Consider the following 20656-nt stretch of genomic DNA (forward strand, 5'->3'; position numbering starts at 1 on the left):
GTTTCAACGAATCCTACCCCAATTAATGAGCTAACCAAAGAAAAAACAGAGCTACATGTGTAAAGGGGATAAGCAGTAGAATTAATTCGTGCTAATTAGTGGAATTCGCGGCTGACTTTTTTTAATTTTAAAAATATGTGTTAAAACGTATAATTGTATTCGCTCATGCGTTTGTCCAGTTTTCCCAATCCTACAATCCGTAAATAATAAAAAAACCGCAAAATAAAGAGTACTTCACTTTGTGGTTTTTGATTATAAAAAAGATTTTTTATTCGTGTGAATTCGTGACCCGAGCGATAGCGCAATATCATTAAGTTAAGCTTTTTTATGAGTGTTTTCAGTACTTAAGAGCTACTAGCGTTCTCATATTATGTGATTCCTCCTTTGTCGGAATGACAAAACAGAATAGTCTATATATGCAATATTACGCAAGTTTGTCATTCCGACGAAGGAGGAATCTCCGCAAGTAGCTCGACAACCCTAGTAAAATCAGTACTTTTTCCTTAACTTAATGACATTGAGCGATAGCGAACTGGCGAAGCAAATTCGTGTTTGAATTATTTTAATCCTCTTCAATTTCAAATTCGGCGTCTTTTTCCCAGATTTCCATTTCGCAGGGTTTGCAATTGAATTTTAGTTTGTATTCCAATTCTCCCTGTTTCAATACCAAAGGTTCTTTCAGTTTGGTTTCCATGCTGTCTTTATGGTATTTTGGACATTTGGCCAACTCGTATTTGATGCAATATTTGGTGGTCATTACTCGTGATTTCCCTGGATCCCATTGCAATTCAAATGCTTTCTCAATTTCAGTCACACCATGTCGCTCATAAAACTTACGGGCCAATTTATTGGAAACATTGTACATGAAATCCAATTTTTCAACAGGATAGGGATGGCTTGTTTTTTCAATTTTACGTTCTTCACGTTTGTAATTTTTCAAACGAGTTTCGGATAGTTGATCGTAAATGGTTCTGCGCATTTCATTGATTTTAGAAATAGGTAAAAACCAATTATCCGAAAACTGAACCGTTATTTCATCGGCTAGGTAAGGAGTGAAACCTGTTTTGCCTAATTGAACTTTGATGTTCTCCTCGATAGATTGATTGTTTTTGGTTTGTTCTTTTGGGTGAACCAAATGAACGGTACTCACATTACCATCTTCATCAGTAGCAAGCAATTCAAAACCAGTTTCGTTTTCAAACAATAATAAAGAAGTGCTTATTTTTCGAACAGCGCTATCTTCACGTTCTACGATTTTGATAAAAGCAGCGTCATTGTTACGGTATATAAAAGTACCCGCTGCAAGTTCTTTCAGTACATTTGGATAGGCTAAACCATTCTCTACTTTATTGACGTAAATACCATCGGCTTCGTTATTCTCATTGATATAGCACAGACCGTCACCATTGTTTAATACATGTCCGTTTTCGATTTCGTATGCGTTTCCAACGGTTCGGATTAATTTACCAATGTATTGGCCTTTTGATTTTGGACTTTCCCAAGAACCAATAGTGTTGTGACGTTCATTTACAAAATAATCGGTATACCCACGGTTAAACGTACGATTCAAAGCCGAATCGAAAGTATAGGTACATTTCCCAGAGGAAGCTTTGGTATAGTTGTCATTTTCTGCTAGAAAGGCATCCAATTTTTGTCTAAGGAATGAAACATTGTTTTTTACATAGACTATATCTTTCAAACGACCTTCGATTTTGAAGGAACAAACACCTGCTTCCACTAAATTTGGAATTTGGTTTGAAACATCAAAATCTTTGATAGAAAGTAAGTGACTGTTTTTGATCAATGTTTCGCCATGACCATCAATCAGGTTGTATGGTAAACGGCAGTTTTGGGCACAAGAACCACGATTGGCAGAACGCTCTCCATTGGCAACACTCATATAACAATTTCCGCTGAAAGAAACGCATAACGCACCGGTTACAAAGAATTCCAGTTCCACATCGGTTGCGGTACTGATTTCTTTGATTTGGTGTAAGTTCAATTCACGAGCCAATACCACACGTTTGATTCCGGCATCAGCCAAAAACTTCATTTTGTCGGCATCTCTGTTGTTGGCTTGTGTACTGGCGTGTAAAATGATAGGAGGTAAGTCCATTTCCATAATAGCCATATCTTGAATGATCAGCGCATCCACACCTATGTCATATAATTTCCAAATCAGCTGACGGCAGGTTTCCAATTCATTGTCGTAAAGAATGGTATTGAGAACCACAAAAACTGGAACATTGTATAAATGGGCGTATTGTACCAAGGCAGCAACATCCTCAATAGAGTTGGTGGCATTGGAGCGTGCACCAAATTGGGGAGCACCAACATAAACGGCATCGGCACCACTGTTAATGGCTGCTATACCGTGAATTAAATCTTTTGCGGGCGCTAATATTTCTACTTTCTTCTTCATCTGTAGAGGATCATTTTATAATTTCTAAAAGGAGGTTTAATTGTGTTTTTCACAAAAAGCACGCAAAGTTCTTATAAATAATCTGATATTTCAAAACCCAGAAAGATTTTTTTTGAGTTGAATGTGAAAAAGATGGATTTTATGACAAAGGAAAAAGAGACAATGTCATTGTGATTGGATTGACTTAAACGTATTGAATTTACTTATAGGTACTCAGTTAGTTTTTAGTTTGTAAATAATTTACAAATTATGTAAATTATTTGCTTTTTTTGTGAATTTTGATGTAACTTGCACTATGCAGAAAATTACTCATTCACAAACTTTATTAAAAAAAGATATTCTCATTGAGCTAGTTACTGCTGAAGATTATAAAATAATAACGAAGACAAAATATTTTTTTGATTGGAAAACAGAGAAAGGGAACTGGGTCTATAAATTGAGATTAAATGATAGTGAAGAAATTTTAGGTTTAATCTCGCTTGAAAATTTTGAAAGTGAAGATCGAATACAAATAAATTTACTGGCTGTATCTAAAGAAAACCGAGGAGCTAAAAAAATATATGATGGAATAACAGAGAATTTAATAGTTTTTGCTTGTCGGGAAGCAGTAAGGTTATACGCAGAGAATGCTTGTGTGTCTTTGATTCCAAAAACCGAATTAAAGATTCATTACATTAAAAAATATGGTATGATTGATGCGGGTAAACAGGTTTTTTTAGAAGGAATTGCATTGTACAAATTATTAAAAAGGAATGAAATATGAAAATGGATAATTTAGATAAAAAGTATACTAAAGAAGAACAAGCTGAAGCATTTGTTTTTAGAAATGAACTTTCTGAAGAAGAAAAAGTTGAAGCTTCTGACGAGTTAATTTTGGCACGTAAAAAGACTAAAAACCAACTAAATGACAATCAAATAGTATATGCGAAGGTATTGCAGTTGCGTTTTCAAATGGAGGATTATATTAGATCAAACAGTTATAATAAAGATTTTTCCTTTGCATTTTTTTTGAGAAAATATATCCGATTGAGTTATAAAATCAATAAGGATTTTGCTAAAGATATTCAACTAGCAGAAACAGAATTAAGTTCTATTTTAAACAAAGGCAGGACACCGAATAGAAAAACTTTTGTTCGTTTAGAATTGCATTCCAACAATGCTATTCCTGCAATTAGTTGGTATAAAGTTCTCGAAAAAGAAAAAGAACATGAGTTACAGACGGATAAAGTACTAAGAGAAAAGGAAGATAAACATGTTAAAAATCGTTTGGTTTTTATTTAGAGTTTTTTTAAAATTACATTTCCGATTATTGTTTATGTCTATAAAAGCCCCGAATATTTTAAATTAGGGGCTTTATATTTTACTGTTTAGTAGTAGTTTTTTATTCAATCAACTTCAATTTCCTAAACGCTTCTTTGGTTGCATTCATTCGAATCGCAGGGAATTGATCCATCGTAGCATTTTTCATCGCTACATTTGTCGCAAAAAAGTAAACCGAATTCTTCGTTTCCAAATAGCCCACTAACCAACCATTATCCATTTCATTTCGCATTCCCCAACCCGTTTTCCCGCTTAAAGTATAGCTTTCGATTTTCTCGATTAACATAATGTCTTTCATAATGTTTTCGGTTCGTTTAGAAATGGGTAATTTGGAGAAATACAATCTTTCGAGAAAGTCAATTTGTTGCATTTGAGAAATTTTTGATTTTCCTTGTAACCAAAAATTATCAATCGTTAAAGTATCGAAAACCATTCCGGGATAATTCAATTTCTTTATATAGTTTTTCATTCGTTTAACTCCAATTTTTCGCGCCACTTCTTGATAACAAGGAACACAGGAAACTTGGAACGCTTTTTTGAAAGTCAGATCCTGTTCCCACTTTTTGAACTTTCGTTTTTCTCCGTTCCATTTAAAAATGACCGAATCGTTTCGGATTACTCCCGTTTCTAAGGCGATAATTGAATTTGGAATTTTAAAAGTGGATGCTGGAATGATTCCCATTTTTGCCCAAGCAAAATCATTCGAATAATAGGTTTTGTCTTTTAGATCGTAAATTAAAATCGCTCCTTTAACTTTCAGGCTATCTAAAATAGTTCCAAATTCGGGTTTTAAGGTTTCGCACGTTTTTTTGTTTTTTATCTGGCCTTGCACATTTAGATTTGAAAATAATGTCAGACTAAAAAGGATTATTGTTTTTCTCATTTTTAATTATGGTTTCTTTGCTTATTTATTGCATAAGCTCACTATTCATTACTATTTTTTTGATTTCTATTTCAAAATAGTAACCCAATTCCATCTTTTCATTCATTTGGTTTTCCAATACTACGATGGTAACATCTTTACCGGTAAAGTATAAGTTTGTAGAAAGGAAACCATTTCCCATTCCAGTATGACCAAGGTATTTTATAGGTTCGTTATCAATAATTCTGATTCCATATCCATAACCCACTTTTTCTTTGCCAAAGACATCATGTTGTGCCGTAATGGAATAACGGGTCATCAGTTTATAGCTTTCCGGTTTTAGAATTTTCCCTTTGTGTAGGTTATTGTCCCAAATAGTCAAATCGTTTACAGTAGAAATTATACCATCAGCAGATAAATTTTCGGAATTGATTAACTTGTTTTCAAGCACTTTAAACGTATTGTTGCTGTTTAAATATCCTGATACAAGATTTTGATTATTGTCTTTTTCAAAACAAAATGTATTTTTCATTTTGAGTTCTTTAAACAATTCATTTGCTACTTCAGAATACGCTCTTTTAGTAGAAAATTCAACTATCTTTCCCAGTAATGTAAATGCAGTGTTTCCGTATTTGAAATCGGTACCTGGTTTGAAAAGTAATGTTTTATCCAAATCCTCTGGAATTCCCGCAGTGAAATTCAACAATTGATGTACTGTAACGGTATCTGCCCAAGTTTGGGTTAAGTTGGGTAAGTATTTTTTTATAGGTGACTGTAAATCAATTTTCCCTTTCTCCACTTCTTTTAGAATCAAGACAGCAGTTACTTGTTTGCTGTTTGACATGATCTCAAATTGGTCATCGATTTTCAACGTCAACTTATTCTCAAAATTGGAATATCCGTATGCTTTTGAGTATTTTGATTTTCCGTTTTGTGCAATCAGAATTGTTCCGTTGAATTGTCTAACATTAGTTGTTTTGATTAAACTGTCAATTTTCGCGGTATAGTCATCCTCTTTTTTTTGACTAAAAGAGTGGCAACTTGTCAATAAGAATAAAAAAGTAATGTAGTAAGTAATTTTGAAATAGTGATTCATTTGTAATGGTTAATTTATTTCTGTTTGTTCACAAAGGATTGTCGTGAAATTGTGAATTCCCTGGTTTATTTTTTTCTCCCTACAAATCGTATTACAGAACCTTTTCCGTTATGAAACAGACCTTCGTTCAATTCAATTTCTTTTTCTGTTAATTCTATAATTTCATAATTCGAAAAGTCCGACTTTATTTCATCAATTGAGAATAACGATTCTGTATCTTTTGGTCCGCCTACTTTTTCGTTTTTAGAAATATAATCGATGTGTTTTTTACTAAATGCTTCAAAGATTACTATCCCGTTTTTTTGCAAGTATTTGTCAAGGGTCTTGTGGTAATGAAATTTTATGTCTGCTGGAAAGTGTGCATAAATTAGTGCAATTGCATCAAATTGTTCGGTTCTATAATCCAATGTATGCAATTCGCCAACTTGATAATCAATTGTTACATGATTAGTCTCAGCAAGTTGAAATGCTTTGTTTTTTCCTTCAATGCTTATGTCAAACGCTGAAACTGTCCATCCTAGTTTTGCAGCAAAAATGGCATTGCGACCTTCACCTTCCGCAGGGAAAAGGATTGTCCCAACAGTTAATTTTTCTAATTGCTCTTTTAAATAGTTATTAGGTTGTTCGCCATAAGCAAACTCTTCATTGCTATATCTATCATTCCACCTTTCAGTCCAAGTGTCCTTCATACTTTGTTATATTAATTGTCTTTGTTAAATTATTGCCGCTCCAGATAGTAGTATGCCTTTTGCATTTTTTGAATGTTATTGAAAAAGATAAAAGTAATAAAAGTCTCCTGATTTTTCACTTGAAGTCTTTTATTAATTCGATTTATTTTTATTTTTTTCACTTGAAGATTTGTATTTCTTACTCGGGGTATGTAATCAAATAGTAAGACTTTACTTTTATTGATTGTCGGGCTACTTGTGGAGATCCTTTCTTTAAGAAGGGAGTAGTCATTTTTTTTTGTAAACTCAGCTACTGTTTTACGGAAAAAGGATTTCTATATAAAACAGCAAAAGCGATAAAAATCGAATTGACTTTTATCGCTTTTACGTTTTGTACGAGTATTTACGAAAAGAGAGATTAGAAAAACTTATTTTCTTCCCTCTACGATTGCCTTGTAGGTTTGGGTTTTCATTTCGATAAAATAATCCAAATAGGCTATTTGATACACAACAAAATCAGAGGCATATTTTTTCTTATCCAGAGTAGCAAATAAATTCAATCGTATTTGATCAATTTCTTTGTTGAATTGGATTTCGTCTAATTGCAATAGCGATTCGTAATCAAAATTCTCTTCGTTTTTGGCAAAATTAGTAGCAAATTCGTTCTCGATACCACCTTTTCCAGTAAACGCTAAAGTTTTTCCAGGATCTTTGGCATCAACAGTAATCTTTAAGTCATAACCATTGCTTAGGTATATTCCATTCGGAAATAAACTGGAACAATTACTTACATAATATTTATCCGCTTTTATATTCAAGGTATCTTTAAGTATGCCGTCCTTGTTTACTTTAATTACTTTTTTGAAATTAGGTTTTTTGTACGATATGATCACTAAAGAATCGACTTCAAGGTTGGTGATTTTTACTTTAAGAGTTGCGTAGTCCTTGGTTTGGCTATTTGCGTTGAAAGCAAAAAGCAGTGCAGCTACGAATGGAAACAGATTTTTCATTTAAAATATTTGTTTTATTAATTTGTCACAAAAATATTTTAATTCCCGATTCGTAATGTTAACCTAACGATAAGTTAATATTAATCAACGAAACATTTACTTAACATTGAAAAATTCATTGCTGATTAGGAGATTTACAATCGTGCCTATGCATTTTTCATTTATGCAGCTTTTTTGGTTTGAATTAGTTTTTCTAGGATTGTATGCGCTGTTATGGTGTTGAGGGTGTTTGATTGGTTTGGCTTTGATTCTAAAGGCGTTGTGAGTGCGTAAAGGATAGGAGTAAGCTACCGAAGTAGCACGGATAGCCTGACAGCATTAGAGAAAGGGGCTGAATACTCGCTGCTAAAAGTAAGCCACTTTCTCTAATGGGGTTACGCCCAAAAGAAGAATTTTGGAATTTGGAGTTTTATCTTTTGGGGTTTTATCTTTTGGAATTTGCTTTTGCTTTCGTACTTTTAGTCGAAAATACACGCTCATGAATAGACCTATAGCGATTGATCGAAATGAAATCCTGAAACGATACAAACCTATTGACCAGCATACACACAAAGGCATGCAGGGACATGCATTGCTGATAGGCGGGAGCTATGGCAAGATAGGGGCGATGTGCTTGGCTAGTAAAGCGGCGCTGAAAACAGGCTGTGGATTGGTAACTGCTTTTGTGCCGCAATGTGGATACGAAATTATGCAAATCTCCATTCCAGAAGTGATGGTGGTAACGGATGATCATGATAAATACCTTTCGGAGATTACTTTTCATTTGGAGCCCAATGCGATAGGAATTGGCCCAGGAATGGGACAGAAAATGGCAACCCAAAAGGCACTTCATGATTTTTTGTCGAATACTAGTCTTCCGCTGGTTATCGATGCCGATGCGTTGAATATTTTGTCCCATAATCCGTCTTGGGTGGCGTTGATTTCTCCCAGAACTGTTTTGACTCCGCATCCCAAAGAACTGGAACGATTAATAGGGAAATGGCAGACGGAAGAAGAGATGTTTAGTAAATCGGTTATTTTTTCGCTAGTCAATCAGGTCGTTATTGTGATGAAAGGGGCTCCAACTTATATTATTGATGGAGACACTATTTATGTAAATACTACAGGAAATGCGGCGTTGGCTACTGCCGGAAGTGGGGATGTCCTGACGGGAATGATTACGAGCCTTCTGGCGCAATCCTATAAACCTATTGATGCGGCAATATTGGGGGTGTATCTCCACGGATTGACCGCCGATATCGCTCTGCCCGAAACAGGTTATCAGTCTTTTATCGCTTCATCTATTATTGAAAATATTGGGAAGGCGTATTTGAGTTTGGGAGGTTGAGGGGTTTGAAAAGGTTAAGGGTTTAGAAAGTTTAGGAGTTTAGAAAGTTTAGGAGTTTAGAAAGGTTTAAAATCAAGGAATACTATTTAGGTGACGCGCAAGATGCACGCCCATGCTAAAGCAAGCTTGAAGAAGATAGCCGCCCGTGGGAGCATCCCAGTCCAGCATTTCTCCTATACAATATTGATTTTTCAGCTTTTTTAATTGGAAGTTTTTATCCACGGCATTCAATTGAATACCTCCTGTTGTGGATATGGCATCGTTTAAAGGGGCAGAACCAGTGATTTCTATTCTGAGTTTTTTTATGTTTTGTGCCAACAGTTCCGGATTTAGGTAGGTTTCTTTTGAAAGATATTTTTTCAAAAGCCCAATTTGCGCTGCACTCAGTTTAAGCTCTTTTCCTAATTTTTCGCTCGTTTTCTTTAAGGTTGATTCTTTAATCTTTTGAAGCAAATCTTCAAAACTTAATGTAGGCTTCAGGTCTAGGAAAATAGTGGCTTTTTGGTGGCTTTCAAGCTCCTCCCTGATTTGTGGACTAAGCGCATAAATAGCATTGCCTTCCAAACCGAAACGCGTGATTACCGCTTCGCCTTTTTGTCTTTTATTCAAACAACTAATCGCTATGTTTTTTAGCGGACTGCCTTCATGTTCCTTGATGAAATCTTCTGGCCAGTGAATACGGTAGGCACAATTAGAAGCCAGAAACGGAGTGGTGTCGATTCCTTCTGTTTTGAATAAATCAAGCCATGTGCCATCAGAGCCGGTTACCTTCCAGCTGCTTCCTCCCAAGGCAAAAATGGTATAGTCAGATTTAACTTCCACGTCAGTATTGAAAATAAGATCATGGTTGCTATTCCAACCCGTCCAGGTGTGTTTATATTGTATGTCGGTTTCCTGTTTATCGAGAACAGCGAGGATTGCGTTCAGCACCGCAATGGGTTTAATTCCGCTTTCCGGATATACGCGCTTGCTACTACCGATGTAGGTTGGAATCCCGATGGTATCAATCCAGTTTCGAAAATCTTGGTTGTCAAAATTAAGTAGTGCCTCTTGCAATAAATGGGATGGAGTGTACCGCGCGATGAGTTCGGCGATGGGTTCCGAATGGGTCAGGTTAAATCCTCCTTTTCCAGCCACCATAAATTTCCTTCCCAAGGCTTTGTTTTTCTCGTAGATGGTAACCTTAAATTTCTGGACATCCAAAAATACTGCGAGTAAAAGTGCTGCAGGTCCTCCTCCTATAATTGAAACTGATTTCTTCACACTGCAAAAATAGGCTTTGTTTTACCGATTAACCGGGTTATCCGTTTTTTTATTGGCTATTGTTGTTCCAGAGTGCAGCATGTCCCGCTCATATTGCTCTCAAATTCTATTCAAAATATGTTGTGTAATCTAAGTCAATTCCAAAGCGGGAAACTTTGTCGTTCATCCTTGAGTATCAAATTTTCTTTTTTTTATTTTAATTACGGAACGATTGTTCCAAAATATAATTATATTTGCATTTAAATCTTTAAAACAAATAAAATGTCAAAACAATTAGAAGGAAAAATTGCTGTTGTTACTGGTGGTAACAGCGGTATCGGTTATGCAACAGCCAAAGAATTAGTTGCACAAGGAGCAAAAGTGGTCATCACAGGTAGAAATAAAGAAACACTTACCACTGCGGCATCCGAGCTGAATGCAATCGGTATTGTATCGGATCAAAGTAATCTAAAAGCCATTGATACATTAGTTGCTCAAATTAAAAAAGAGTTTGGGTCAATTGATATTCTGTTCGTAAATGCAGGAATTGCCGCTTTTCATCCTATTGAAAATGTTACCGAAGAACATTTTGATTCTATTTTAAACATCAATTTTAAAGGGGCTTTCTTTACACTCCAAAAATTCATTCCAATCTTAAAGGAAGGTGCTTCTGTTACCTTCTTGTCTTCACTTAATGCTACAACTGGAATGGCAAACAGTTCAGTATATGCAGCTAGTAAAGCCGCTTTGAATTCTTTGGTAAGAGCAGCTTCTATAGAATTAGCTAATCGCCAAATTAGAGTAAATTCAGTAAGTCCAGGGCCTATAAACACGCCTATTTTTGGTAAATTGGGATTAGATGAAGAAAGCGTAAACGGACTGGCACAGGCTATGCAAAATGCGATACCATTGAAACGTTTTGGAACAGTAGAACAAGTAGCCAAAATTGTTGCGTTCTTATCCAGTGATGATGCCGCTTACACAACGGGTTCAGATTACCCAATCGATGGTGGTTTAGGCGTTAATTCAGTATTGAATTAATTTTTTTTTGATTTTTATTCGGAACAATCGTTCCTTTATTAATTTTGTCACCGTATCTTTGCGGTGACAATTTTTTTTTAATCAATCCCATGGCACGCAACAAAGCATTCGATGAAACACAAGTATTAGACAAGGCGGTAGAACTTTTTTGGTCTAAAGGCTACAATTGCACCTCGGCCAATGATCTTGTAGATACTTTGGGTCTTAGCAGATCGAGTTTATATGATACCTATGGAGACAAACATGCACTATTTGTGAAGGCGTTAAAGCGCTACAAACAAGAACTAGGTGGTAAATTGATTGAAATGATTGAACAAACCGAGGATGTAAAAGCTACGATTGCCGAGATTTTGCAAATGATTGTTGAACAGGATCGTACCGCTATCAATCCGAAAGGATGTTTTATGGTCAATACCGCAGTTGAATTGTCCGGAACCGATCCAGAGATTGCCAATATCGTCAATGGTAATAGAGCAGACATTGAAAAAGCGCTTCAAACGGCCATAAAAAGAGGTCAGGAAAAAGGGCAGTTTTCTTCAAGGCATGATCCAATAGCCTTGACTAGATATTTTATAAATACTTTTTTTGGTCTTCGCATATCGATTAAATTTAATAATGACCCTAAGATATTGAAGGATATTATTGAAGTAAGTTTATCAATCTTGGACTAAATTTAAAACCCACAACCATTTTTTAATAACAATCTGGGCGTAACCCCAAAGCAGAAAATCTCGTTTTTGATTCAGCTCTCTGCTGCTTTGGGGTCGGGCTTTTGGCTTTATCTTTATTTTTTTAAAGAAAAAAAATAAAGGATATCGCCGCAATCCCTTACGCGAGCTACACGTTGATGGAGAAATTTAGTGGATAAAAACGTGAATGCCTTATACTGGTTTTTTAGATTTAAAAAGGTTTTTTTCAATCTGTTTTTAGCTCTTTCCTTCGGAAAAGTGTGCTCAAAACCAAATATTGAAAAAACTACAAAATAACAACCTGTTATTTTGTAGTTTTTGATTGTGGATTTGTTTTGAGCGCTCAGTATGTGTGGCGAAGTCGGGTCCCGAAAGCTTTCAGGATCGCTAAGCGCATAGCGACGACCACTTCGTGGAGCTGGGTATATCTGAGCGATCGGGATATTTGACCGAAAATATTTAGTTTAAAACTTTTTTATTTTGTAATTGTTTTTATAATATGTGCTACCTCGTATTATTTATATTTACTTTAAATACTGAATCAATTTATCATCTTCACCATTATCTTGAATGACATTGATATGGTAATCTTTACCCTCCGTAAAATCTGCAAGAATATCATTTAAAGCATATACCTCATCTCCTTTATTTAGTGGAGTCGATAATTTATCTTTTGATTTATCTTTAGATATCGCTAATATAACTTGCTTGTCTTTAATGCCTTTTGTTACTTTGATTAATGCTTTCATGCTATTCAATTTCATTGCATGTTGACCTGGTTCATCAAGAATAAGTATTCCTACATGTTTTTGCGATTTTATTAATAATGATAAATAGAAAGCCCATAATACTCGTATAAAATCACTTGCTGATGACTTTAACCTAATTGGTTGAGCAATCCTCTCAGCATTGTTGTAAATTACAGGAAGAAGCCTAGATGGGTCCTCATTTTTTATTTGAATTTTAGTTATAATTTCTTTTGGATAATCAAAATCTTTTAATAATTCAATGAATTTTGTCTTCAAGTCAGATATTAATTTTTCATCTGCTTCTTTATTATCATTAATCCCTTTTTTATCAAATCTTATAACTGCTAAGGTTTCTGATATTGTTTTCAAATTCTCTTTAAGAAGTAAAAATGAGTTGTCAATTTTTAATAATTTTTCAACTTCAAATTTTAGGGATATTTCTTCAGTAATACTTGCCCTAGAGGGAATTCTTGAGTCACTGACTAATTCTTTATCGACCTCATTCAATAGTTTTAGATTGTCTTCTATTTGGTCTCGATAATACAATATAATTTTATTATATCGCTCACAAAGCTTTTTTGAATTATCTAAATAGCTTTGATATAAAGCTTTTTCCGATTTATAAAAAATAATAGAGTGGGTACTATCAATTTTGTCTAAATTTTTCAACTCGTTTGAATTCTCTAATAATAATGAAGAATTGCAAACGGGGCAATTATCAACGTCTTTTATACTAAGTAGAGCCAAACTGTTAATTTTTTTTAAACTTTCTAAAGTGTTTATTTCTTTGTTTAGCTGAGATATTATTTGCAAGTATTTATCTTGTTTGGTTGTTTCATTCAACTTTTCGGATTCAATATTCACAAATTGCTCTTTTAGATTATTAATCTTTTCTTTAATTGCAGAATGTTTGATTACTAAGTCAGAGTTTTTATCTATAATAAACTCTATTAAATTCTTTCTTTCAAGAATAGCAATTGATTTTTTCAATTGGCTGATTGAATCAATAATCGTGATGGTTTTATTTTTAGTATCTTTTGTTTGTAAAGGTAAACTATCAATTTTCGGTGGACTTAATTTAGTATCAAACTGATCTGATAAATTTGGGACATCAAGATTATAATGAGAAGCAACAATTTTAAAAGAGTCAACATAATCAACCCATTTTCTTTTCTCGTAGGTTTCTTTTTCTTTTAGTACATCCAAATGAAATTCTTCAACTAAGCCTTTTAATCCTAAAATATATTCTACAATCTTTTGCTTTGGTTTTTTGGTTGTAAAATAGGGTAATTGTGCAAAAAAATCTGACCAGCCCTTAGTTTGTTCAACAAAAGCACTTGAAAAAATATGTTGTAGATATAAAATTTTTCTCTCCTTGTTGTCTTCAGTCAAGTATACAGGTATTTGAATTGATGCAAAATCTGCTAACCATTTATAGAAACCTTCCTCTTGGTCCGAATCACCAGTTGAATGAATAAATTTTATTTCGGGACCTTTTTCATTTATATTTACTTCAATGTTGTTTGTCTTTTCTCCATATGCTGATTTAATTACCCTTTTAATTAGTGCCTTTTCTCCCAAATTGTTTTCAATTTCTAATTCGGCGTATGACTCAAAAACTTGATATGTTTTATTAGAAAATTTAAATTCAACTTTTAAGCAATCAGCTAAAGCTTCTTCATTTAGACTTCCAAGAAGTTGTTCCATTCCTAAGCAATAGTATATGCAAGAAAGAGTAGTAGATTTACCACTCGAGTTTTCACCTGATATAATATTTAAGCCTTTTTCAAATTTAAAACTAAAGCCATATTTGTGTTGTTCTTTATCAAAAATTATAGCTTGTATTTTATTAATAATTATCATTGTCTACCAAATTAATTGTTGATTATCTAAATCAGATTCTTTTACTTGTGTTGTTATGTCATTGATTTGATTAACTAAATCAACAAACAAATCTTGAGTTTCAATTGTAGTTAATATAGTCTCACCTTTTTCATTTAGACAAAATTTTACGGAAGAACTAATCACATTGATTTTTATTAATTTTTGTTCGTTAGCAATAACAATGAGCTTTCGCAAGTTTTTCGAGATATGCCAAGGACTTGACAGTAATACGTTATTCTTTTTTATTGTTTTAGTCTTATTTATTGCATCATAAATAAAAGCTAATTTACTTAAAGAGACAGATTTAGTATTACCGATTATTGAATGTTTCAAAATGAGCAATAATATTATAATATTTGCTTGTTCATTTATTTCAATGCTATCTAGCATTTTTTTCTTGTTGAAAGTTATTTTTATTTTTTCATTCATCTTTCAAAAAATCAAGGCTACAATTAGAAATCCAATTAGATATTCCGTAACTAGTTAGTAATTTTATTATGCTTACGTCAATTTTGTCTGACAATTGTACTTCTAAATATTTTTCATATTTATCAGTCATTTTATCTAGGAACTCCTTAGCTTCTTTCTTCGAGTTTACATAAGAAGTTTTATCTTCGCTAACATCGTAAACTGAATATGCAGAGTAGTAATTGTTATACAATTGTTCGTTGTTTTTAAGCTCAAGCTCTAAAAAATTAATACCAGAAATAAGTGTCTTAATCACTCGTATTTTATTTTTTAATAATTCACTTGGAGGATAAATTTGCTCTAATTTTTTATTTATAAAATATAGTTGAGGATTATTCTCAACTTTTTCTTCCCATTCTCTAATTACTTCAACATCTACATCTTCAATAATTTTCAATAACATTCTAGAGCTAAACTTCGTATCTAAATCTAAATCATGTGAATCTATTATATCAATGTCGTCAACTAATTCTTTCAGACATGAAATTCCTGCAATTAATAATTTGCCATTATCACCTTTATCTTTAATTTCGATTAAAATTCCTGCGCAAATAATTTTTGAATAATTATCGTAAAACAGCCCTGATCCAGACATCCCACCCAACCATTCTGAACCTGAACTAAATGAGCTGTTAATTAATTGATCTTTAGGTATATTTACTAAAAACTGATTGTTGTTTTGATCATTTAGTTGGTCATAATAAATTTTACTTTTATTAACTATATCTTTAACGTTGCTATATTTACCTCGGAGTATTAGATTGTGAACTGGATTTTTTGGGATTGTTGCAAACTTTATTGAAATAAATTGTTTTAGATCATGCGATGGTGTTTTTTTTAGCTCTAAGATTACAATGTCATTTTTTTTTGCAAATTCAACATCACCACAAATTTCTTTAATAGGAATAGGAATACTTCCATTAATAACAATACTAAATTGTTCCTTTTTCCAAGTTTTATCAAACTCTTTTCCATATACATTATGACCAGCAGTTATAAAATATAATTTATCTTTATTTAAAAAAATAACACCCGAACCGATAAATTTACTATCAAGATTCAGCAATGCAGTCGTTTTTTTTATTTCTTCTGAAAATATCATCATTTTATATATCAAGTTCTTTTTTAAAAGTAATATTAATTTTCCATAAAACTTCTTCTTCTGGTGTAATGAAATCTTCTTTCTTTAACTCGTAATTGGTATAAATATCCATATTTATCGCTTCATTTAGTTTTCTTCCATATTTAGCAATTCGGACAATTGTTTCGCGATTAGGATGATAATATGGCCCAGTTCCATTAGTTGAAATAATAAATGAGTTAGTTTTTATTCTTTTAAGTAAATCTATCGTGGTATTAAATTTACTTCCATGATGTCCAAGTTTTACAGATTCAACCTTTAAAGGAGAAGCTTCTGTATGTCCCATCTTTTCTAATTCTTCACATACTAAATCAGGGTTTGCATCCGCAAGGAATAATATTTTTTTTCCATTATAATTAGCTATAAAAGCAATTGATGATGAATTTATAAGATCATCGTCCCATTTATGAATAATTTCTTTCTCATTCAATATTTCTTCTGATGATTTTAATTCTTTATTTTCAGTACTTACTTTGTCAGAATTGGCTGATTCAGAAATATAATTATCTCGAATAAGGCTTGCAGTCCATTTTACGCATAATTCATCGAGGACTTTTTTATAAGGGGAAATAATTGTTAGTTCTAAACCTTCAATATTTATTTTATTTGTATCGTTCATTCCAATATAAAGTCCTTTTTTTTCTAAATTATTAGCCTCAAGAATCTTACTAAATTCTTCCCCATGATTGTAATTAACTAAATTATTGTCTTCGGGAAATAAAATAAGTTCAGGGGTATTTATAAAAACAGGAAAATTAATTTTTATTGGTGCTTCGGTATCTTGAATTAATTTAAAAAAACCTCCAATATGATCGTAATCAACGTGTGTTACTATAATCCCAACCAATGATGGTATGGATCTTAATTTCTCTTTAATAAATCTATAAGTTCCATAGACACCAGAGTCTATAACAATATGAAAATCATTTTTTTCTCCCCATGATAAGATAAAACAATCTCCTTTTCCTGCTTCTAAAATGGATAATTTCATGTGAAATATTTTAATTCTTCCAATAATAATAATAATTTTAAATAAAAAATAATATCTTCCTTTCAACTCTTTTAACCAGTTGTAATTAAATTTTAAAATATTTAAGTAAGATTACTCTGTAATGTTTTTATTTTTTAAATGTTTACTTTCTTGTATTGATACTATAAAGTTGGATATATAATTTGACTGGATTTGGACTATAAATACATCTTATTCATTTCCTATCAAACGTAGTGTTTTTACTTACAGAAAACTAATTTATTATTAAAAAGAAATCTAGTATTTTTTCATAAAAAAACGACTGAAAAGTCAATCTCAGTCGTTTTGTGTTTTTGTAGATAGTGTTAGGGGTTGTCCTAAAAAAGCTTTCAATTCCTCATAACTAGAAATTTTCACGCTTACTTTTTCTTTGTTCATCACGCTTTCTATTTGTGTTGGTAGCGGTAAAGTAACTCCCAAAGCTGGTTCTACCACATCCAAAAACTTGATAGGATGTGCGGTTTCTAGAAAACACCAATAGCGTTTGGTATGTTTTGCAATTCTTTTTTCAATCCCAAATACCCAACAGCGTTACAAACTATGTGGATTGATAACTTTTAAGTTTTGTATGTTTTTAAAATCGGACACATTACGGGAAATGATAGTCAAATCGTAAACTAAAGCGGTTGCGGCGATAACAGCATCGGGTAATTTAGTTTTATAGTTCTTTCGAATTTCAATACTTGCATCAACCACTTTATTGGTTAATTCGATTACCGTTGCGTCATTCATAAAATCAGTAAGCAATTGATAATGTTCTGCGGGTGCATTAAAACCTAGTACTTCAATTTTTGTAATCACAGATACATTTGGAATGTTATCTATAATGTTATTCATAAATTTCATTCCAGAAAGAGGAATCTTTTGACCGAGATAATCAATTACAACATTGGTGTCGATTAAATACTGCGGTTGTTCCATTCGTTACGGCTTTGGGTTACATAATCTTGAAGTTCATCGGCAACGTCAGAAGGCAACTTACCAGCATATTTTTCAGAGAGCTTCTGTTTGGGTTGTACGTTTTTATTTAAAACTTTTAGAATGTTCAAGTCTTCTAAATCTTCCAAGAGCTTATATGCTTTGTCGTTGTTTATTTGTACTAATACAGTTTTCATATACAGTATTTTTAAGATTGTTCGTATTTTGTTTTAACTCCAAATTCACAATAAAAAAAACATGAAAATCCTTTGAGAATAAGGGATATACAAATATAGTCAATTTCTAAGTGAAATAAATGGTCATAAATCGGTTCTTTAGATTTGGCAATGATTATTTTAAAAGAAAAACCATTTAAGTTTCACTAAAGATTAGCAAAACTTAAATGGTCTTATATGACTTATATGGTTTAAAACCTTTTTTTCGGAAAAACTACTTTGAATTCAAAAAAGCCTTCAATTCCTCATAACTCGAAATTTTCACACTTACTTTTTCTTTGTTCATTACGCTTTCTATTTGTTTTGGTAGAGGCAAAGTAACCTCCAAAGCTGGTTCTACCACATCCAAGAACTTGATAGGATGTGCTGTTTCTAAGAAAACACCAATGGCATTTGGTATGTTTTGTAATTCTTTTTTTAATCCTAAATACCCAACTGCACCGTGTGGTTCTGCGATATAGCCTCTTTCGTTATAAATGGATTTTAGAGCCACCAAAGTTTCTGCATCAGTAAACGTATAAGAGCTAAAATCTTTTTTGAATTGCTCTAAATCATTTTGGTACATTTCTTGAATACGAATAAAGTTACTTGGATTTCCAACATCCATAGCGTTAGAAATCGTGGCGATAGATGGTTTTGGATCGTAAATTCCGTTTTCCAAAAATCTCGGCACTGTATCATTTACATTGGTAGAGGCAACAAAATGTTCGATAGGTAATCCCATTTTCTTGGCGATGATACCGGCACAAATATTCCCGAAGTTCCCACTTGGGCATGAGAATACGAGAGGTTTACCTTGTTTCTTCAATGCTTTGTAAGCAAAGAAAAAGTAAAACATTTGTGGCAACCAACGCGCTATATTAATCGAATTGGCAGAGGTTAACTGCATGTGATTCAGACTTTCATCCAAAAACGCTTTTTTGACCATGTCTTGGCAATCATCAAAAACGCCATCTACTTCAAGGGCTTTTATATTCTGACCCAAAGTCGTTAATTGTTTTTCCTGAATATCACTCACTTTCCCCGAAGGATAAAGAATCACGACGTCAACACCGTTTACGCCAAGGAAACCACTGGCAACGGCACCTCCCGTATCCCCAGAAGTGGCTACAAGAACTGTATTTTTATTATTTTTGTTGTCTTTATTGAAATAAGCCAGACAACGGGACATAAATCTCGCTCCTACATCCTTGAAAGCCATGGTTGGACCGTGAAACAATTCAAGGGAATAGATTCCGTTTTCTACTTCTACCAAAGGGAAATCAAAACACAATGTTTCTGCAATAATTTCTTTTAAAGTTTCGGCAGGGATTTCGTCTCCAACAAATTGTTTGATCGCTTCGAAGGCAATTTCTTCATGCGATAAACTTTCGATAGCATCAAAAAAGCTTGGTGCTAATGGTGTAATGGTTTCCGGAAAATACAATCCTTTATCGGTTGCTAATCCTTGTATTACCGCTTCTTGAAAAGAAACGTTGGGTGCATTATGGTTTAAACTGTAATATTTCATTGTGATTTTTGATTGAGGATTAACGATTTTTGATTTTTGATTTTTTTTCGCAACATGAGTTACATCTAAAATCTAAAATCGTTAATCAAAATTCTTAAATTATTTTCATCCCTTCGTCATTCACTTTGGAAACGTGAATTTCATAAGGCAAATTCATTTCTTCGTAAACGGCACTCATCGCTTTGGCAATTTTATCGGCGTTTTCCTTTCCTTTGCTTAAAGCAAAAATAGAAGGGCCAGAACCCGAAATTCCTGAACCAAGAGCTCCGTTTTCATAAGCCGTTTGTTTGATTAAATCAAATCCAGGAATCAGCATGCTACGAATAGGTTCTATGATTTCATCGTGTAAAGAGCGTCCGATCAATTCGTAATCCTCAGTGTACAATCCCGCTACTAATCCGCCCACATTTCCCCATTGGGTAATGGCACTTTTTAAGGATACAGTTTGTTTCAATACCGAACGCGCATCCGATGTTTTCAACTCAATTTGAGGATGTACCACCGTGGCATACAATTCGGATGGACTTTCAATTTTAATGATATCCAAAGGATTCGAACATCTTACCAAGGTAAAACCTCCCAAAAGGGCAGGGGCAACATTATCGGCATGGGCATTGCCACTGGCTAATTTTTCGCCTTGCATAGCAAATTTGACCAACTCTTTTCGGGTAAATGGTCGTCCCAATAATTCGTTGATACCAAAAACAGCACCTGCAGAACTTGCCGCACTACTGCCGATACCGCTTCCGGCCTTGATGTGTTTGTAGATTTCGATCTCAAACCCGAATTCGGTTTCTACTTCTTCTAACATTGCCAAAGCAGCAACGCCAGCAACGTTATTTTCGGTTTCCATTGGTAAATCTGCACCGACTATTTTGGTAATTCGAACTCCTTTCACATCCGATTTCCGAACGATCATTTCATCGCCCGCAGTGGCTAAGCAAAGCCCGAGTACATCAAATCCGCACGAAAGATTCGCGATAGTGGCGGGGCAAAATATTTTTATTTCTTTCATTATTTTTATTTTTGATTGTACAGACGCG

At 33.5% G+C, this 20656-nt stretch carries 19 protein-coding genes and 1 pseudogene; 5 read left to right on the plus strand and 15 right to left on the minus strand.

Translation table 11 applies throughout. The features are described from left to right. Nucleotides 1-562: 562 nt before the first annotated feature. Complete coding sequence (locus FNW52_RS11720) at nt 563-2422, minus strand: U32 family peptidase (RefSeq protein WP_143377664.1); 1860 nt, start codon at nt 2420-2422, stop codon at nt 563-565. A gap of 295 nt (nt 2423-2717) precedes the next feature. On the opposite strand from FNW52_RS11720, the gene FNW52_RS11725 reads away from it, so the two are divergent. Both FNW52_RS11725 and FNW52_RS11730 read left to right on the plus strand, forming a co-directional pair. After that, the gene (locus tag FNW52_RS11725) at nt 2718-3185 is read left to right on the plus strand and encodes an N-acetyltransferase (RefSeq protein ID WP_143377665.1); all 468 of its coding nucleotides are present in this window, start codon (nt 2718-2720) and stop codon (nt 3183-3185) included. Then, nucleotides 3182-3703 carry a hypothetical protein gene (locus FNW52_RS11730; RefSeq protein WP_143377666.1) on the plus strand — a complete coding sequence of 174 codons (522 nt, stop codon included), beginning with the start codon at nt 3182-3184 and terminating at the stop codon, nt 3701-3703. The genes FNW52_RS11725 and FNW52_RS11730 overlap by 4 nt, the downstream gene beginning before the upstream one ends. A gap of 100 nt (nt 3704-3803) precedes the next feature. Here the strand turns inward: FNW52_RS11730 and blaOXA are convergent, their stop codons facing one another. From blaOXA to FNW52_RS11750, 4 genes are all read right to left on the minus strand, one after another. Further along, a complete protein-coding gene (blaOXA, locus tag FNW52_RS11735; RefSeq protein WP_143377667.1) occupies nt 3804-4625 on the minus strand; it encodes a class D beta-lactamase in 822 nt (273 codons plus the stop codon). Nucleotides 4626-4650: 25 nt separating this feature from the next. Then, nucleotides 4651-5700: a serine hydrolase gene (locus FNW52_RS11740; protein ID WP_143377668.1), complete on the minus strand. Its 1050-nt coding sequence runs from the start codon at nt 5698-5700 to the stop codon at nt 4651-4653. 65 nt (nt 5701-5765) lie between these two features. Further along, nucleotides 5766-6389 (minus strand): bifunctional 2-polyprenyl-6-hydroxyphenol methylase/3-demethylubiquinol 3-O-methyltransferase UbiG, encoded by a 624-nt coding sequence (locus tag FNW52_RS11745; protein ID WP_143377669.1) that lies wholly within the window; start codon nt 6387-6389, stop codon nt 5766-5768. A 407-nt stretch (nt 6390-6796) separates the two neighbouring features. Next, nucleotides 6797-7378: a hypothetical protein gene (locus FNW52_RS11750; RefSeq protein ID WP_143377670.1), complete on the minus strand. Its 582-nt coding sequence runs from the start codon at nt 7376-7378 to the stop codon at nt 6797-6799. Between the two features lie 478 nt (nt 7379-7856). On the opposite strand from FNW52_RS11750, the gene FNW52_RS11755 reads away from it, so the two are divergent. Further along, the gene (locus tag FNW52_RS11755) at nt 7857-8705 is read left to right on the plus strand and encodes an NAD(P)H-hydrate dehydratase (protein WP_143377671.1); all 849 of its coding nucleotides are present in this window, start codon (nt 7857-7859) and stop codon (nt 8703-8705) included. A gap of 72 nt (nt 8706-8777) precedes the next feature. Here the strand turns inward: FNW52_RS11755 and FNW52_RS11760 are convergent, their stop codons facing one another. After that, nucleotides 8778-9968 (minus strand): NAD(P)-dependent oxidoreductase, encoded by a 1191-nt coding sequence (locus FNW52_RS11760; RefSeq protein WP_143377672.1) that lies wholly within the window; start codon nt 9966-9968, stop codon nt 8778-8780. A 261-nt stretch (nt 9969-10229) separates the two neighbouring features. On the opposite strand from FNW52_RS11760, the gene FNW52_RS11765 reads away from it, so the two are divergent. Together FNW52_RS11765 and FNW52_RS11770 are read left to right on the plus strand one after the other, a co-directional pair. Continuing rightward, complete coding sequence (locus tag FNW52_RS11765) at nt 10230-10988, plus strand: SDR family oxidoreductase (protein WP_143377673.1); 759 nt, start codon at nt 10230-10232, stop codon at nt 10986-10988. Between the two features lie 89 nt (nt 10989-11077). Beyond that, entirely contained in the window at nt 11078-11659 is a 582-nt protein-coding gene (locus FNW52_RS11770; protein ID WP_143377674.1) for a TetR/AcrR family transcriptional regulator, read from the plus strand. A gap of 542 nt (nt 11660-12201) precedes the next feature. On the opposite strand, the gene FNW52_RS11775 is transcribed toward FNW52_RS11770, so the two are convergent. The 9 genes and pseudogenes from FNW52_RS11775 to FNW52_RS11815 form a co-directional block, all read right to left on the minus strand. Continuing rightward, the gene (locus FNW52_RS11775; RefSeq protein WP_143377675.1) at nt 12202-14289 is read right to left on the minus strand and encodes an ATP-binding protein; all 2088 of its coding nucleotides are present in this window, start codon (nt 14287-14289) and stop codon (nt 12202-12204) included. Nucleotides 14290-14292: 3 nt separating this feature from the next. Beyond that, on the minus strand, nt 14293-14739 hold the full coding sequence (locus tag FNW52_RS11780) for a hypothetical protein (RefSeq protein ID WP_143377676.1): 447 nt from the start codon (nt 14737-14739) through the stop codon (nt 14293-14295). Beyond that, nucleotides 14732-15883 (minus strand): hypothetical protein, encoded by a 1152-nt coding sequence (locus FNW52_RS11785; protein WP_143377677.1) that lies wholly within the window; start codon nt 15881-15883, stop codon nt 14732-14734. The genes FNW52_RS11780 and FNW52_RS11785 overlap by 8 nt, the downstream gene beginning before the upstream one ends. A gap of 1 nt (nt 15884) precedes the next feature. Beyond that, on the minus strand, nt 15885-16910 hold the full coding sequence (locus tag FNW52_RS11790) for a ComEC/Rec2 family competence protein (RefSeq protein WP_143377678.1): 1026 nt from the start codon (nt 16908-16910) through the stop codon (nt 15885-15887). A gap of 315 nt (nt 16911-17225) precedes the next feature. Next, a pseudogene (locus FNW52_RS11795) lies at nt 17226-17479 on the minus strand (hypothetical protein); the annotation flags it as partial. A 1-nt stretch (nt 17480) separates the two neighbouring features. Next, entirely contained in the window at nt 17481-17870 is a 390-nt protein-coding gene (locus FNW52_RS11800) for a type II toxin-antitoxin system VapC family toxin (protein ID WP_143377679.1), read from the minus strand. Further along, nucleotides 17849-18064, minus strand: coding sequence for a hypothetical protein (locus tag FNW52_RS11805; RefSeq protein WP_143377680.1), 216 nt, complete (start codon nt 18062-18064; stop codon nt 17849-17851). Before FNW52_RS11805 ends, FNW52_RS11800 begins: the two co-directional genes overlap by 22 nt. Nucleotides 18065-18317: 253 nt before the next feature. Continuing rightward, nucleotides 18318-19613 carry a threonine synthase gene (thrC, locus tag FNW52_RS11810; protein WP_143377681.1) on the minus strand — a complete coding sequence of 432 codons (1296 nt, stop codon included), beginning with the start codon at nt 19611-19613 and terminating at the stop codon, nt 18318-18320. 94 nt (nt 19614-19707) lie between these two features. After that, on the minus strand, nt 19708-20628 hold the full coding sequence (locus FNW52_RS11815; RefSeq protein WP_143377682.1) for a homoserine kinase: 921 nt from the start codon (nt 20626-20628) through the stop codon (nt 19708-19710). Nucleotides 20629-20656 lie beyond the last annotated feature (28 nt).

Origin of the sequence: Flavobacterium sp. ZT3R18 (genome assembly GCF_007097385.1) — a bacterium.
Classification (GTDB): Bacteria; Bacteroidota; Bacteroidia; order Flavobacteriales; family Flavobacteriaceae; genus Flavobacterium.